The sequence below is a fragment of the Roseburia sp. AF02-12 genome (genome assembly GCF_003461765.1).
Classification (GTDB): domain Bacteria; phylum Bacillota; class Clostridia; order Lachnospirales; family Lachnospiraceae; genus Roseburia_C; species Roseburia_C amylophila.
On sequence record NZ_QTXS01000002.1, the window covers coordinates 770,380 to 787,294 of the forward strand.

At 42.1% G+C, this 16,915-nt stretch carries 15 protein-coding genes (1 of these 15 cut by a window edge); 14 read left to right on the forward strand and 1 reads right to left on the reverse strand.

What is annotated here, in order from left to right:
* Window positions 1-918 (forward strand): alpha/beta hydrolase, encoded by a 918-nt coding sequence (locus DV740_RS13050; RefSeq protein ID WP_117840628.1) that lies wholly within the window; start codon window positions 1-3, stop codon window positions 916-918.
* Between the two features lie 71 nt (window positions 919-989).
* On the opposite strand, the gene DV740_RS13055 is transcribed toward DV740_RS13050, so the two are convergent.
* The gene (locus DV740_RS13055; protein ID WP_118088284.1) at window positions 990-2,231 is read right to left on the reverse strand and encodes a 6-phosphofructokinase; all 1,242 of its coding nucleotides are present in this window, start codon (window positions 2,229-2,231) and stop codon (window positions 990-992) included.
* 173 nt (window positions 2,232-2,404) lie between these two features.
* Between DV740_RS13055 and DV740_RS13060 the strand changes: the two genes are divergently transcribed.
* From DV740_RS13060 to radA, 13 genes are all read left to right on the forward strand, one after another.
* Window positions 2,405-3,442, forward strand: a complete 1,038-nt coding sequence (locus tag DV740_RS13060) for a radical SAM protein (protein WP_118088317.1) — start codon at window positions 2,405-2,407, stop codon at window positions 3,440-3,442.
* A gap of 561 nt (window positions 3,443-4,003) precedes the next feature.
* Window positions 4,004-5,029 (forward strand): acyltransferase family protein, encoded by a 1,026-nt coding sequence (locus tag DV740_RS13065; RefSeq protein WP_158561575.1) that lies wholly within the window; start codon window positions 4,004-4,006, stop codon window positions 5,027-5,029.
* A 50-nt stretch (window positions 5,030-5,079) separates the two neighbouring features.
* Window positions 5,080-5,364 carry an acylphosphatase gene (locus DV740_RS13070; protein ID WP_022243967.1) on the forward strand — a complete coding sequence of 95 codons (285 nt, stop codon included), beginning with the start codon at window positions 5,080-5,082 and terminating at the stop codon, window positions 5,362-5,364.
* Between the two features lie 214 nt (window positions 5,365-5,578).
* Window positions 5,579-6,349 carry a lysophospholipid acyltransferase family protein gene (locus DV740_RS13075; RefSeq protein WP_117697619.1) on the forward strand — a complete coding sequence of 257 codons (771 nt, stop codon included), beginning with the start codon at window positions 5,579-5,581 and terminating at the stop codon, window positions 6,347-6,349.
* A complete protein-coding gene (locus tag DV740_RS13080) occupies window positions 6,346-7,182 on the forward strand; it encodes a glycosyltransferase (protein ID WP_117697621.1) in 837 nt (278 codons plus the stop codon). The genes DV740_RS13075 and DV740_RS13080 overlap by 4 nt, the downstream gene beginning before the upstream one ends.
* Before the next feature lie 11 nt (window positions 7,183-7,193).
* Window positions 7,194-9,014 carry a glycosyltransferase gene (locus DV740_RS13085; protein ID WP_118088286.1) on the forward strand — a complete coding sequence of 607 codons (1,821 nt, stop codon included), beginning with the start codon at window positions 7,194-7,196 and terminating at the stop codon, window positions 9,012-9,014.
* 52 nt (window positions 9,015-9,066) lie between these two features.
* Window positions 9,067-9,657 carry a hypothetical protein gene (locus DV740_RS13090; protein ID WP_117697625.1) on the forward strand — a complete coding sequence of 197 codons (591 nt, stop codon included), beginning with the start codon at window positions 9,067-9,069 and terminating at the stop codon, window positions 9,655-9,657.
* Window positions 9,658-9,673: 16 nt separating this feature from the next.
* Window positions 9,674-10,399 carry a prolipoprotein diacylglyceryl transferase family protein gene (locus DV740_RS13095; RefSeq protein ID WP_118088287.1) on the forward strand — a complete coding sequence of 242 codons (726 nt, stop codon included), beginning with the start codon at window positions 9,674-9,676 and terminating at the stop codon, window positions 10,397-10,399.
* A gap of 306 nt (window positions 10,400-10,705) precedes the next feature.
* Window positions 10,706-10,933 (forward strand): hypothetical protein, encoded by a 228-nt coding sequence (locus DV740_RS13100; protein WP_022243971.1) that lies wholly within the window; start codon window positions 10,706-10,708, stop codon window positions 10,931-10,933.
* A 153-nt stretch (window positions 10,934-11,086) separates the two neighbouring features.
* Window positions 11,087-12,637 carry a cadherin-like beta sandwich domain-containing protein gene (locus tag DV740_RS13105; protein WP_118088288.1) on the forward strand — a complete coding sequence of 517 codons (1,551 nt, stop codon included), beginning with the start codon at window positions 11,087-11,089 and terminating at the stop codon, window positions 12,635-12,637.
* 31 nt (window positions 12,638-12,668) lie between these two features.
* Window positions 12,669-15,128, forward strand: a complete 2,460-nt coding sequence (locus tag DV740_RS13110; RefSeq protein ID WP_118088289.1) for an ATP-dependent Clp protease ATP-binding subunit — start codon at window positions 12,669-12,671, stop codon at window positions 15,126-15,128.
* An 89-nt stretch (window positions 15,129-15,217) separates the two neighbouring features.
* The gene (locus tag DV740_RS13115) at window positions 15,218-15,631 is read left to right on the forward strand and encodes a hypothetical protein (protein ID WP_022243974.1); all 414 of its coding nucleotides are present in this window, start codon (window positions 15,218-15,220) and stop codon (window positions 15,629-15,631) included.
* Window positions 15,632-15,751: 120 nt separating this feature from the next.
* Window positions 15,752-16,915 carry the 5' portion of a DNA repair protein RadA gene (gene radA / locus DV740_RS13120; RefSeq protein ID WP_118088290.1) on the forward strand. The gene runs 210 nt beyond the window's last position, so the window shows 1,164 of its 1,374 coding nt (coding positions 1-1,164); its start codon is at window positions 15,752-15,754; its stop codon lies beyond the right edge, outside the window.

A 16,915-nucleotide genomic window follows, 5' to 3' on the forward strand; every position in this document is an offset into this window, starting at 1 on the left:
ATGGAAGAAAGTAAGACGAGTGTACAGGGCAGAGTCATCCGTGACCTAATTGCCCGTTTTGCAAGTGATAACTTGATAGGAAGAAAATTAAAGACCGGAGAGCTTCGTAAGAAAATGGTGGAACCGGCGTGGAAATGCCCGGACTGTTTTCTGATGCAGAAAATTAAGATGCCACAGTTTGAAATGGAGCTTTTAACCTCCATGCAGAATCCAAGGGAAGATAAAGTAGTTCTGCAGCTGCATGGTGGCGGGTATATTGGAAAAATGCGAAATGCCTACCGTACCTTTGCCGGACTTTACAGTGAGGTGGGAAAAGGAATCAGTGTGCTGACCATCGATTACCGCGTGGCACCAGAGCATCCTTTCCCGGCAGCATTGGAAGATACGGTGGAAGCCTATGAATGGCTGCTAAGCTGTGGATTTAAGCCGGAACAGATTATTGTGGCAGGTGATTCTGCCGGAGGTGGACTGGCATTGGCACTTTGCATGTACTTAAAGGATCATGGGAAAGCACTTCCCTGCGGACTGATTGCCATGTCTCCCTGGACAGATCTGACTGCCAGCGGTGAATCCTATGATACGAATTATGAGCGGGACCCGTTATTTGGAAATACAAGGGACAGTCTCATTTATAATAAGGATTATGTGGGAGACGCAGACGAAACGAATCCTTATATTTCACCGTTGTTTGGTGACTTCATAGGATTTCCACCAATGCTGATTCAGGTTGGTTCTTATGAGATGCTTTTAAGTGATTCCACATCCGTAGCAGAGAAGGCAAAGAAGCAGGGCGTAAAAGTCCGCTTAAGCATTTACGAAGGAATGTTTCATGTGTTCCAGATGGCAATGCTTATGATGCCGGAATCCAAGCGGGCATGGGCTGAAGTCGGCAAATTCATTGAGATGATTTCGGAATAAAAATCCGCTGTATCGGAAAAGACTGATTAAAATGTCTTAACCGGGACAGCGGATTTTGAATATGCGGGTAACTAACGTTTGTTAGTCAGGTGTGACACGTTCATATAATTTGGCAGTCCATTTTCGTAGGAAATGGAAGTCTCGCCCTGAATCAGTGGGAGAAGATATTCAACCATTTCTTCAGTAACATCATTTCCGCGCTCGTTAATCCATGCTCTCGGAACGGATTTTGCTTCATTCGCAATGTTCTTGATTTCTGCATAACCATATTCGATGGTATATGGTGCATTGGAAGTACGGTTCATGGTTACCATGGAAGCGGTAATGCCCTGTTTTGCAAACGCAACAGCATGTTCACCGGAAGCAACTGCTTCATTTAAATCGGTGGCAGAAGAAAGGTGGGCAGCGCAACGTTGTAATACATTTACTTCTACAGAACGGACTTTTACGTTGATATTGTCTTTGATCAGATATTCCAATGCTTTACCGGCACCGCTTAACTGGCTGTGACCGAAGGTATCTTCCATGCTTTCTCCAGCACAGATGTAATTGCCTTCTGCATCATGAATTCCTTCAGATACCGCAATGATAATATTGTTGTGTTCCTCTAAGAGCGCACGCACATCTGTTAAGAACTCCTCCTTGTCAAAATTGCATTCCGGAAGATAAATAAGATGCGGTGCATCGCTGTATTCATTTCTGGCAAGGGCGGAAGCGGCGGTCAGCCAGCCGGCATCGCGTCCCATAATTTCTACGATTGTTACACTCTTTACGGCATAGATAAATGTATCATGTGCAATTTCAAGTAAAGAAGATGCAATATATTTGGCGGCGGAACCAAATCCCGGAGTGTGGTCTGTTACCATCAGGTCATTATCGATGGTCTTTGGAATACCAATAATGCGGACATTGCTTCCGATTCGCTCGGCATATTCGGAAAGCTTTAATACGGTATCCATGGAATCATTTCCGCCGATATAGAAGAATGCACCGATATTCAGCTTTTCAAACTGCTTGAAAATATAGTTATAAGAAGAATCATCATCCATAAAATCCGGCAGCTTAAAACGGCAGGAACCAAGGTACATTGCCGGTGTGTGAATCAGACGCTCTAATGCATTTTCGTCCGCTTCCATAATTTCGGAAAGGTTAAGATAATGTTCATTTAAAATACCTAAGATTCCATTTACGGAACCGTAAACAGTGCCATAGCAGCCGGCAGCACCTTTAATGACACCGGCAAGGCTTGCATTTATTGCAACGGTTGGTCCGCCGGACTGGGCAACCATGCAGTTTTGAATCGATGTATTCATAGTCAGACTCCTTTGTGATTTCAAAGATTTGTGTTAGGATATATAAGAAAGTTATAGTTACGATAAGAAAATATCCTACAAGAATAACTATATATGATAGAATCGGAAAAGGCAAGACTAATCCGGGGGGAGTGGGAAGAACCGCAAGAAAAAATAAAGGAAAGGTAAAAGAGATGGAAAATTGTATGCTCTGCCCAAGAGAATGTGGCGTAAATCGTAAAAAAGGTGAAATGGGAGTCTGCGGTCAGACAGCAGCTATAAAGGCTGCAAGAGCGGCACTTCATATGTGGGAAGAACCGTGTATTTCCGGGCAGAATGGCTCCGGAACGGTCTTTTTCAGCGGCTGTAATTTAGGCTGTATCTTCTGCCAGAATCACAATATTGCCACAGGAAAAGCTGGAATTGAAATAAGTATAGAGCGGCTGGCAGAAATTTTCCTGGAATTGCAGGAAAAGGGTGCAAATAATATCAATCTGGTAACGGCAGGACATTTTGTACCACAGGTGGTTGAAGCACTGAAGCTGGCAAAGCAGCAGGGACTTTATCTTCCGATTGTTTATAATACCAGCTCCTATGAAAAGGTGGAAACACTTCGCCTGTTAGAGGGCTATGTGGATATTTATCTTCCTGATTTAAAATATGTTGACAGCACAATCAGCAGCAGGTATTCCCATGCAGCGGACTATTTTGCCTATGCCAGTGCAGCAATTGCAGAAATGGTGCGGCAGGTAGGCGAGCCGGAATTTGTTTTCGAACGGGCAGCAGGCAAAGAAGGCAGCAGTGCAGAATTTCCGGCAGATGAGAAAAAGAAAATTTCGGAACAGCAGAATAATATGATATTTGACGCAGCAGAATATCAGGAGCGCAGCGAAGCCGGGGAGTCTCTTCTGATGAGAAAAGGCGTCATTGTGCGCCATCTTGTTATGCCGGACTGTGTGGAAGATTCCAAGCGTGTGATATCTTATCTTCTTAAGACCTATGGCGGTCAGATTTTTATCAGCATTATGAATCAGTATACGCCGCTGCCACAGTGCAGGGAGTATCCGGAATTAAGCCGCCGGGTAACGGAAGCGGAATATGATGCGGTGGTGGATTATGCGATTGAACTTGGCATTGAAAATGGCTTCATCCAGGAAGGGGGTGTAGCAGAGGAGAGTTTTATCCCGGAGTTTGATGGAGAAGGGATTGTACGGAAAGATGAAGATAGATAATTAAAAACAAACTTATTGAACATATGTTCTTCACATGGTATAATATTAATGTATAATTGAAAAAGAAAGCAGGATGTGTTTTCCGATTATTAGATGCCCTCTAGTTGGTAAAGGAGGGTGATGCCCTATGAACACAATAGAAGTTCTTACTTTGTTGCTAGTAATATTCGCGGCGCTATCTTACATAGATAATCATAATAATAAAAAGAAATAGCATCCCACTCGTCCAAAAGTAGATGCTATTTCAAAAATAGTTTTCACTGAGGGCAAATCGGAGCATATCCGATTACCTTTCTAAGTAAATTATACACTAGGGTACTTGGCTTTTCAAGTACCCTTTTTTACTTTACAGGAAATTGCTTTCCTGTAAAGTAAAAAACGCTCCGCGAGGATGCGCACTGCGGCGTATAAGGTAGATGCCGCAAGCGACCGCCGCAGGCGCGAGAATGTGCCAAGGCACATTCTTTATTCTCGGGCAGATTCGCCCTAAATGATAAAAAATCTTGACATCTCCCGCAAAAGTTCTATAATACATTTTCGGTAATGCGAGGATGTAAAAGGATGAATAAAGAAAGAGACTATTTTTTTGATAATTTAAAAGCGGTATTGATATTCTTGGTTGTGCTGGGACATTTCCTGCTCCCTATCCGTGGAGACAATCCATTGGTGGTGGTGAAACGGCTCATCTATGTATTTCATATGCCGCTTTTTGTATTTATCTCCGGCTATTTTGCCAAGAAAATTTATAAAAATGGACAGTATAATTTTAAGAAAATATTGTATCTGCTGAAAGCATATGTTGTGTTCGTTGTGGCAATTCAGATAGTATATGCCATTGCGGGATTTGAAAAATTTACGGAGATAGATTTCCTTTCCCAGAGTGGTGCACCGTGGTATTTATTTGCAATGATTGTATGGTATCTGACGATACCACTTGTCCGTAAATGTAAAGCGGTGCCGGTTCTTTTGCTTACGGTAGTGCTGGCATTAACAGCTGGTTATTTTAAAAATGTGGGGGACTTTTTATGTCTGTCACGAATTCTGGTATTTGGACCGTTTTTCTATCTGGGCTATTTTCTGGAGCAGAAGACACTGGAAAAAGCATTGCAGCCAAAGTTTCAGAGACTGGTGGTTCCATGCGCGGAGGCAATCTGTATCTTTATTCTGGCATATGGAGCAAGGTTGAAAGATTCCCTGGGAATGGTATATGAAAATATATCCTACTATGAACTGGAAGAAGTGTGGAAAGGACCGATGGTCCGCCTCTCCCTGATGATTGCAGCATTTCTTATTTCCTGGGCAATCATGTTTTTTATTCCAAGAGGAAAGACAAGACTTTCAGTAATCGGACAGAATACCATGCCGGTGTATATGCTGCACCGGATTTTACGGGATATTCTGATGTTTGCCGGAATCTATGATTATCTGGGAGACTGGGGCTGGATAGCATTTTTTATCCTGCTGGGATTAAGTGCCGGAATCGTATATGTGTTAAATAATTCACATGTTGTCAATCAGGTCAACCGGATACTGGCATTACATACGCCGCAGTTAATCAGAAACTTAAAAAGGCAACGGGCACGTTAGTCTGGATGGAAGAGATTGATACCATTGGAAAGATAAAGAGAGGTGGTCGTATGTCAGAAAATAGAAAAATTCGTGTTTTTTATCAGTTTAACGGATATGTCCAGGGTGTGGGATTCCGCTATCGCATGTCGCATCTGGCGGGGCATTTTGGTGTGACTGGCTGGGTGCGCAATGAATATGACGGCTCGGTACAGGCAGAATTGCAGGGACTGCCGGAAGAAATTGATATGATAATTCAAAGACTCTGCCAGGACCGTTACATCGAAATCCGCAGCATGGACAGAAAAGAACTTCCACTGGATGAGACGGAACGGGGCTTCCATGTAAAATATTAAAATGCAAAAAGCAGCTTCTGGCATATTTTGTCAGGAGCCTTTTTACTTTACAGGAAATTGCTTTCCTGTAAAGTAAAAACGCTCTGCGAGGATGCGCACTGCGGCGTATAAGGTAGATGTCGTAAGCGACCGCCGCAGGCGCGAGAATGTGCCAAGGCACATTCTTTGTTCAGAAAAGTTGCAAAAAATAGCAAGAAATAGTAAACTGTGGGATATGCGAGTATACTACTATGAAAATGAATTAGAGGATGAATTTTCGGAAGCAAAGATAACTGCGAAGAAAATTGATGGAACATATCAGTACAGCCAGGACAGCTTGGGAAGGAAATTATTACATTTTATCTGTTATAATCTCATTGCAAAACCGGTGGCATGGTGCTTTTTAAAGATAAAATACCGTCATAAGATAGTGGGATGGGAAAAAATAAAAGCGTTAAAGGGACAGGGATTTTTCCTCTACGGAAATCATACCAATGCAGGAGCAGATGCATTGATTCCCACAATGCTGGCACATCCGACGGACGTATATGTGATTGTGCATCCGAATAATGTTTCTATGCCCTTTTTCGGAAAAGTAACGCCATATCTTGGGGCGTTGCCGCTGCCGGATGATAAGGATGCCATGAAACATTTCTTAGAAGAAATCGGAAAGAAAATCACTGCGAAAAAATGCGTGATGATATATCCGGAGGCACATATCTGGCCTTATTATACGAAGATACGTCCTTTTAAGGATTCTTCCTTCCGTTATCCGGTGCAGTATCAATGCCCGGTAATCTGTTTTACCAATACATATCAGAAACGGAAGCATAGTAAAAAGCCGCAGATAGTAACCTATGTGGATGGTCCGTTTTATCCGGATGCGAAATTGCGAGGAAAAGAGCAGAAAGCAGACCTTAGAAACAGGGTTTATGAACAGATGAAAGAAAGAAGCAGCAGGAACACCCTTGTACTTGCTACTTATATCAAAAAAGGTGATGTATGAGAAATATTCTATTTTCGGGGAATGTCAAAGTATTTGATGGAATACTGACCGGGATGCTGTCCATTTTTATGCGGACGAAATCGACAGAGCCATACCGCATCTACATTTTTACAATGGATGTATCACATTTAAGAGACGATTTTCTGCCGGTGAGTGATGAGCAGATTGCATTTTTAAATGAGGTAGCAAAGTCCTATAACAAAGAAAATATTGTAATCAAGATTGATGTGACAGATATTTATAAAGAAGAATTTGCAGGCTGTCCGAACGAAGGTGCGTATTGTTCACCATATACCCTGCTTCGTCTGTTTGCAGATAAGATTCCGGAAATCCCGGATAAGCTTCTTTATCTGGATGCAGATATTTTATTTAACCGGGAGCCGGAGCTTTTATATGACATTGATGTAAAAGGGTATGAGTATGCTGCAGCAAGAGACCACTATGGAAAATATTTAATCAATCCAAACTATATCAATGCGGGAGTATTGCTTTTTAATATGGCAGAGATTAAGAAAACAGGTCTTTTTGAAAAAGCAAGACATCTCATTAAGACAAAAAAATTACTGTTTGCGGATCAGGATGCAGTATACAGAAGTACCACGGCAAAGAAAATGCTGCCGCAGAAATATAATGACCAGAAGTTCTTACATAAGAGTACAATAATCAGACATTTTTCCAAACGGCTTTTTTACCTGCCATATCCGCATACGGCAAATATTAAGCAGTGGAATGTCAGTGCAATTCACAGAATTTTTAAGTATGAAGCGTTTGATGATATTCTGTTCGAATATATTTATCTGAAAAAGAAATTTGAACAGGACACTAAGAGGTAAGGAGTTAATTTATGGAAATGAAGAGTTTATCACAGTATGGGAAGAAAGCGGAGATACCGATTTTCTTTGCCTGCGATGAAGGATTTGTAAAATATACGATGGTTTCCATGAAGTCCATCATGGAAAATGCAGACCGCAGCCGGAAATATCATATTTACATTTTACATATGGGAATTACGAAAGCAATCCAGGCAAAAGTGCTTGCCATGGCAGATGAAGAATTTGCAATTGATTTTGTGGATGTTACAGACAAGATGAGGAGCATTGCAGATAAGCTTCCGATTCGTGACTATTATTCCAACACAACATATTTCCGGCTTTTTATTCCGGATATGTTTCCACAGTACCGCAAGGCACTTTATATTGACAGCGATACCATCGTAGTGGGAAATATTGCAGAATTATATGACCATAAGCTTGGTAAATTATATGCCGGAGTCTGTCCGGACCGTGTGGTAGCGCAGACAGATATCTTAGGTGATTATGTAGAAAAGGTATTAGGCGTAAAGCGTGCCAGATATTTCAACGCCGGAGTAATGCTGATGAACTGCAGTCAGTTCCGTGAAAATCATCTTTTAGATGAATTCTTAGAGATGCTTCACATCTATCTTTTTGTGGTAGCGCAGGATCAGGATTACCTGAATCTGATTTGCAGGAATCAGGTGCTTTATATGGAACCGAAGTGGAATGCACAGGTATTTGGAGAACTTGCCTGCCCGGAAGAAGAGGTGGGATTATTCCATTTTAATATGGCAGCCAAACCATGGCATTATGAAGACTGCCGTCTGGCAGAGTATTTCTGGAAATATGCGAAGATGACAGCGGATTATGATGCCATAAAAGAAGGACTTGCCAATTATACCGATGAGCAGCGCCGCAATGACAGCGTGTCTGGTGAGAAATTAATCCAGCTTGCGGTATCTGAGATTAACAGAGAAGATAATTATCTTCGCAAGATGGAAAAAGCCGGAAAATCAGAAAGTAAGCTTGCGCTGCTTGCTCACATAGAGGAACTGGAGCGGGAAGGAAGATTTTCAGAAGATGCAGAAGAAAATCCACCGGCACCGGTTCTGATGCCGGAAGATATTAATTATCTTCCAAGAAGTTTAAAGAGCAAGACACAGACCAAATATGCATTTAAAGTAGCAAGATGGTTTGTCAATATGCTGATAAAGAAAAAGCAGTTGATAATCAAAGAATACAAAGGCATTGAAAATCTTGAAAAAGTAGCAGACGGAGCAGTCATTACCTGTAACCATTTCAATGCATTTGACAGCTTTGCCATCCAGCTTGCCTTCGAGCAGGGTAAATTGAAAAAGAAAAAAATGTACCGTGTAATCCGGGAAGGCAATTATACCGGATTTCCGGGATTTTACGGAGTGTTAATGCGCCATTGCAACACACTGCCGTTAAGCTCTAATTTTAAGACCATGGAGAAATTTATTGCTGCCGTAGACAGGGTATTAGAGAAAAATCAGTTTGTACTTGTCTATCCGGAGCAGGGAATGTGGTGGAATTACCGGAAACCAAGACCGTTGCAGAAGGGCGCATTTACCTTCGCTGCCAGAAATAATAAGCCGGTACTTCCGGTATTTATTACCATGGAAGACAGTGATGTTTTAGATGATGACGGATTCTATGTGCAGGAATATACGGTGCATTTCTGTGAACCGATTTATCCGGATCCGAATAAAAAGCGTGCACAGAATTCCTGTGAGATGCGGGATAAGAATTATGAAGCGTGGAAAGCTGTTTACGAGCAGACCTATGGAGAGAAACTGACCTATAGTTGTGATGAAAAACAGCCGATTAAAGAGAAGAAAGCACTCTAATAAAAGTTGCAGGAAATGTAATATGTATTGAGAAAGGGTAAAGGGATAAATTATGAATAATCAGTGGAACCAGATGCCACCAAACATGCCGTCACAGCAGAGACCGCCGATGCCACCGAATATGCCGCCGCAGCAAGGTGGACCAATGCCGCCGAATATGCAGATGCAACAGGGCAGACCGATGCCACCAAACATGCAGATGCAGCAGAGACCGCCGATGCCAACGAATATGCCGCCACGACAGGGAAAAATGCCACGACCGGAGCTCTCTCCGGAAGATAAGAAGCAGGCAGACAAATTATGTATTATTTCCATGATTTTGATGTTTGCACCGATGGCAGTAATTTTTATTAAGAATATTATTCTGGGACTGTTGTTTGATGCAGGAAAAGAAGAAATTTATTATAATATCGCAAGCAGCTATGTATTAGGTTCAATTCTGACTTTTCTTATGGCTGGCTGTGGAATTGCAGCACTGGTACTTATGATTTTGGTCCGTGTAAAATATCCGCAGAGTGTATTTGGTAAAGTGCTGATGTGGCTTTATATTGCACTTGCCATTCTTGTAGTAGTATTTATAGCAGTAACAATTATTGCCTGTGGGCTGGCATTCATAAGCTGTGTCCGAAACTGTCCGGGCTGATGAGGCAGGAAAATAAATGATAGATATTACGATTTTGCACTGGAGAATTTCGCCGTATTTTATCTGTTTTCTCTTAAGCTTTGTACTGGCATATCTTTATGTCACATGGTATTTGAAAAAAGCAGGAGTAAGGGGCAGTCATATCTTTTATTCAGAGCTTTTGAATACAGTCCTGGCATTATATTTTGGAGCATTTTATACCTTTATTGTGCAGCTGGCAGAACAGGGTAAAGTAGAAACATTTGGTTTTTCCAGTCTTGGCGGTATGGCGGGCATCCTGCTCGGTGTGTGGATTTTTACAAAAATCAGTAAGGAACATAAGATAGAGCTATGGACTGCATATGTGCTGGCATTGGGACTGATGTATGCGGTTTCAAAGCTAGGCTGCTTTTTTGCAGGCTGTTGTGTTGGCATGAGATATCAGGGACCTGGCAGTATCCGCTATCTTGATAATGGAGCAGCGGGGGAATACCTTTTTCCGGTCCAGCTGGCAGAGACGATCTTATTTCTGCTGGCGTTTTTGTTGCTTCACAGGATGGCAGAACGAAGAAGGAATGGTATAATTCCAAAGAGTCTGTTGCTGTATGCGATATTAAAATTCGTACTGGATTATCTGAGGTATTATGAAGACAGAAAGATTTTCAGTGCGAACCAGTGGGGATGTCTGCTGGTAGCTGTAAGCGTATTGCTCTATGAGGCAGTACGGCAAATTAGACAAAGAGCGAATAATAAAGTAATATAACGGATATGAGAAAAGAGTTTTGTGGGTGTTGTGCCGGCAGAACTCTTTTGCATTGTTATGCATCCAAAGAAGCTGACGGACAGGTTATGGTGTTTATCAAGCGTTATATTTATTGTAAAAGGTTGGATTCGGAACAAAGTATTTAGAAAAAATTGGGAAATAAGTTTACATAATATAGGTACGAAATATGGGACACATCCTGTTGTAACATGATCTTATCAGAGAGCAAAGCCACTGAAAAATACCAGAAAAGTGGCAGAAAAGCGAAGGAAAAGATAAGAAAAAAGACACAGGGAGGTCACAATTATGCGTGATAATACAGTACATGTAAGAAGAGGAAAGAAACATCCGTCAAGAATGGAAATGATAGTGCTTGCAGCTCTTGCAGCCCTTATGGTAAGCGGCGGAACATTATTACTGCTGGCAGCTTTGCTGGGACAGGATATTACAGACTGGAACCACAGAGCAGCAATTACAGCAGGTCTTTCTCTTGCCGGAGTTGTGTGGGGATGGTTAATCAGGGCAAACCGTTAGACATATCCGTGGGATAAGTACGACATGGTTTTTCGAATTGAGGTTGACGCATTCCCGATAGTTTTCTATAATGAAACTGATTATATTGTACAGGAAAATCAAAAGAAGATTTTCTGTTGTTTTGGAGAAAAAGGGAATTGAAGGAGACGGAAAATGAAGAAAACAATTCGTAAGATAGAGATACTTTTCATGACATTGATTTGCATTTTTGCCATGTCAGGAATGCTGATGCAGGTATATGCAGGTCCTGCGGATAATTCGCTGGAGACACTGACAGTAGCCGAGGGTTCATTATCACCTGCATTTGAAGGAAGCCGTATGTACTATACGGTACAGGTAGGACAGGATGTAAGCAGCGTGACGGTAAGTGCAAAAACGGTAAATCCGGCAGCAACGATTCAGTCCGGGGTGGGAACCACTACCTTAAAAACAGATGGAGATACAAAGATTGACGTAGTAGTGCAGGCAGAGAATGGAAATCTTGCAACTTATCATCTGACCATAACCAAGTCTGCAACAGGTGCTACAACAAATACAGATACTACAACAAGCACAGACACAGGCAATACTCCGGCGGACAATAATACCGGAGCAGATAATGGCACAGATACAGCCACACCGGACGATACTGTATCTGCCTATACCGTGTCAGAAGATTTCGCAGCAGAACAGATTCCGGCAGATTTTACAGAAGCGCAGGTAACTTATCAGGGAGCTGAATACCGTGGTGCTGCTTTTAACAATGGTAATTTATCTCTTTTATATATGACAGATGCAGCAGGAAATGCAGGCTTTTATGTGGTAAATGGCACCGATGGCAGTGTGTGCCCATATATTCGTATCGATAATGGGGATAATTATCTGATTTTAATGACACCTTCGGCAGTGACTTCCTTTTTACCGGGCGAAGCAACCACGCCTATTCAGGTTGGGGACAGCACATTTGAAGATGCATACGCAACAGATGCAGAAAATATTTATACCGTATATGGAATGACAAATGATGGACAGGAAGGCTGGTATAATTACAATACCAGTGATGGAACCTTCAGCGAATACCAGTACAGTGACAGCACGGAGGAGGATACCGATACCACCTATCTTCAGAATGCATTAAATGACCTAAATGACAAATATACCGCTAGAAAAGACCGGGATTTAAAAATAATTGCCGGATTAATTGTAATAAATGTAATTCTTATTTTTATCATTATCAATCTTTTGCTTCGTGGAAGAAGAGGTTATGAAGAAGAGGAAGATGATGAAATCGAAGAAGCAGTAGATATCTTTGAAGAGGAAAAACGCAGAAAGACAAAGAAGAAACAGAAATTCGTAGAAGATACCGGTAAAGTCGAAGAAGAGCCGGTCAAAGAAAAAGAGACCAGTGCAGTGAAGGATTTACCGGAGAAAGCAGAGTCAGAAGAAAAAGAAGAAGCGGATTCCGCTGCTCAGTTACCGGAAGAAGTGACAGAACGGTTAGGTGAAACTGACTTTATGGAAGAATTTGAAGAAGAACCGGAATTTATGTCCGGCAGAAAGAAACGTGAAAAGGAAAAGAGAGAAAAAAAAGAGAAGAGACGGCGGAGTAAAGATATTTTTGATGACGATGATGAAGATAATGGAATCTTTGCAAGCCATGATGACTTTATTGAGAAAGAATCATCAGATGATGATATTGAAGTAATGGATTTAAATGATTTATAAGAGAATTGGCGCGTAGTGACAGGAGGATTTTATGCATAAACCATATACAAAACAAGCGCAAAAAGTAATAGAACTGACGACAAAGGCAGCCAGAAGCATGCATCATAATTATATTGGAACAGAGCACCTTTTACTGGGATTGTTAAAAGAGGGCAGTGGAGTAGCTGCCTGCGTTCTGATGGATGCGGGAGTAGAAGAAGCCCGTCTGGTAGAACTGATAGAAGATTTAATCGCTCCATCTTCGGATGTGGCAGTATTAGACCGGAAAGGTTATTCTCCAAGGATTCAGCATATCATTGAGACCGCTGACCAGGAGGCAGAGCGTTTTGACAATGAGAATATCGGAACAGAACACCTTTTAATTGCATTATTGAAAGAGGCAGACTGTGCCGGTGTACGTCTGTTGAATACACTGGGTGTGAATATCCAGAAGATTTATATCGAGACTCTGGTAGCCATGGGAGAAGACGTAAACCACTATAAAGAGGAGATTGCGGCAAGCAAATCCGGAAAAAAGAAAGCAGTAGAAGTAACGCCAACCTTAGATCAGTATTCCAGGGATTTAACTGCTATGGCAGCCTATGGTGAGATAGACCCGGTGATTGGCAGAGAGGCAGAGATTGCCCGCGTGATTCAGATTTTAAGCCGCAGGACGAAAAATAATCCATGCCTGATTGGAGAGCCGGGAGTTGGAAAGACAGCTATTGCAGAAGGACTTGCCCAGCGTATTGCATCCGGACTGGTTCCGGATACAGTCCGGGGAAAACGAGTGGTAACACTGGATTTATCCGGAATGGTAGCAGGCTCTAAATACCGTGGAGAATTTGAAGAGCGGATTAAGAAAGTCATTCGTGAAGTGACAGAAGCAGGAAATGTACTTCTTTTCATAGATGAACTTCATACCATTATCGGAGCAGGTGGAGCGGAAGGCGCTATTGATGCATCCAATATTTTAAAGCCATCCCTTGCCCGTGGAGAAATACAATTAATCGGAGCAACCACATTAGAAGAATACCGTAAATATATTGAAAAAGATGCAGCCCTGGAACGTCGTTTCCAGCCGGTAACGGTGGAAGAACCGACGGAAGAGCAGGCAATAGAAATATTAAAGGGATTAAGAGAACGCTACGAGAAGCATCATCATGTACAGATTACAGATGCCGGAATAGAAGCGGCAGTGAAGCTGTCTGCCCGTTATATTGCAGACCGTTATCTGCCGGATAAAGCAATTGATTTGATGGATGAAGCTTCCTCTAAGGTTCGCCTTGGCGGATTTAAAATGCCGGAGAAAATCAGTGAACTGGAGTGTAAGATTGCCCGGTTAGAGGAGGATATGGAGACGGCGTTGATGGAACAGCGGTTTGAAGATGCCGGGGCAATCCGCAGGGAGAAGGAAGCTGCCCGCAAGAAATATGAAAAGCAGGTTGAAAAATATCATCGTGATGCAGATAAGAAGAAACTTGTTGTCGGGGAAAATGAAATCGCAGAAATCGTATCTGACTGGACAAAGATACCGGTAAAGAGACTGGCAGAGGGTGAGGCTGCACGTCTCAATCGTCTGGAAAAAACACTGCATAAGCGTGTGGTAGGGCAGGAAGAAGCAGTCAGTGCAGTGGCAAGAGCGGTCAGAAGAGGACGGGTAGGATTAAAAGATCCACATCGTCCAATAGGCTCATTCCTTTTCTTAGGACCGACCGGAGTTGGTAAAACAGAGATAACAAAGGCATTGGCAGAGGCTGTCTTTGGCGATGAGCAGGCAATGATTCGCGTTGATATGTCAGAGTACATGGAAAAACACAGTGTTTCCAAAATGATTGGTTCACCGCCAGGATATGTAGGTTATGAAGAAGGCGGCCAGCTCAGCGAAAAGGTCAGAAGAAAACCATATTCTGTTATTCTTTTTGATGAAATTGAAAAGGCACACCCGGATGTATTTAATGTATTGCTTCAGGTACTGGATGATGGACAGATTACAGATGCCCAGGGCAGACGGGTAGATTTTAAGAATACGATTATCATTATGACTTCCAATGCAGGGGCGCAGTCTATCATTGCACCGAAGAAGCTTGGATTTGCTACAGGTGAAGATGAAAAGAAGAATTATGAATACATGAAAAATGGTGTAATGGAAGAAGTCCAGAGAATCTTTAAGCCGGAGTTCTTAAACCGAATTGACGAGACCATTGTATTCCGGGCTCTCAATAAAGAGGACATGAAGAAGATTGTCACCATTTTAAGCAAATCTTTAATTGACCGGTGTGAAAAACAGATGGACATTCATCTGACCATAACCGGCAGCGTAAAAGGATACATTGCCGAGAAGGCATACAATCCGAAATATGGAGCAAGACCATTGCGGCGTATGATACAGACACAGATAGAAGATATGCTGGCAGAAGAGATTTTATCCGGTAAAATCAAGCCGGGAGATGATGTGGAAATCCGCATGGTAAAAAAGGAAATAAAAACCGTTGTGAATTCATCAAAATAACTGGAAAAATGTGTCGAGATAAGCTATAATATTTTCATAAAATTTACGAAAAAGCCATCGTGGGATAGTGGCTTATAGGAGGATAAAAAATGGCTGTAGTTGCAGAATTAATTCGTTCAGAAGCAAACGGAACAATCAGTTTTGGAGATTATACACTGGGAGCAAAATCCAAACTGGACAATTTTGAACATGCGGGAGATTTGTACAAAGTTAAGACATTTCGTGAGATTACCAAATTAGAGAGAAATGGAATGTTTGTATATGAATCTGTTCCAGGAACTGCAGTTACAAATATGGCAGCATCCGAAAATGGTGTGGAATTTGAAGTAGAAGGACCGGAAGATGCAGAGATTACACTTGGCTTAATGGAAGAGACAGAGTATGATGTATTTGTAGCAGGAAAATCAATTGGTCAGATGAAGACCAATTTAGGTGGTAAATTAACACTTAGCGTTGAATTAGACCCGGAAACTCCGGTTGCAGTAAAAGTATCCAGAGTATAAATGGATATATCAATAAGATGATAAGAAAGAGAATCCAATTCCAGCGGATTGGGTTCTCTTTTTACTAATTTACGCGAGTAGCAAGAAAGACAGTTATTGCAAGAATAAGGGGGAAAACAGATGGCAAAGGGAAAAGCAACCGTATTTTTCTGCCAGGACTGTGGCTATGAATCATCCAAATGGATGGGACAGTGCCCGGGATGCGGCGGGTGGAATACTTTTGTAGAAGAAGTGATAGATAAATCAGCACCTGCAAAAGTGCGGAAGGAAGCAGCGAAAGCAGAAGTTGTAAAAATTGCAGATATTAAAACAGGACGGGAAGAGCGGCTGACTACAGGACTAAAAGAGTTAGACCGGGTTTTGGGAGGTGGAATCGTAAAAGGTTCCCTTGTTTTAGTCGGTGGAGATCCTGGAATTGGAAAATCCACGCTGCTTTTACAGGTGTGCCGGAATCTTTCCCTGCAGAAGACCGATGTATTATATATTTCCGGAGAGGAATCCCTGCAGCAGATAAAAATTCGTGCAGAGCGTATCGGAGAATTTGGCGATACTTTATCACTGCTTTGTGAGACCAATCTGGATACTATCAAAGAAGTGATTAGCAGAACAAAATCGGAAATCGTGGTCATTGACTCAATTCAGACCATGTATAATGAAAATATTACATCGGCGCCCGGCAGTGTTTCCCAGGTCCGGGAAGCAACCGGAGTTCTGATGCAGATTGCAAAGGGGCTTGGTATTTCTATTTTTATTGTCGGCCATGTGACCAAAGAGGGTGTTGTGGCAGGTCCCCGTGTGTTAGAACATATGGTAGATACGGTATTGTATTTTGAAGGTGACCGTCATGCGGCATATCGTATATTGCGTGGCGTGAAGAACCGTTTTGGTTCCACGAATGAGATAGGTGTATTTGAAATGTGTAATGAAGGGTTAAGGGAAGTGGAAAATCCTTCAGAATATATGTTAAGTGGAAAGCCGGAAGGAGCATCCGGTTCTGTAGTGGCATGCTCTATGGAGGGAACCCGTCCGATTCTTTTGGAAATACAGGCACTGGTGTGCCACAGCAATTTTGGAATGCCAAGAAGAACAGCTGCAGGAACGGATTATAACAGGGTCAATCTTCTGATGGCTGTATTAGAAAAGAGACTGGGACTGTCTTTAAGTTCCTGCGATGCATATGTAAATATTGCCGGGGGTATCCGTATGAATGAACCCGCAATTGATTTAGGTATTGTGCTTGCGATTGTATCCAGCTATAAAGATGTTCCGATTGATGAGAAGACC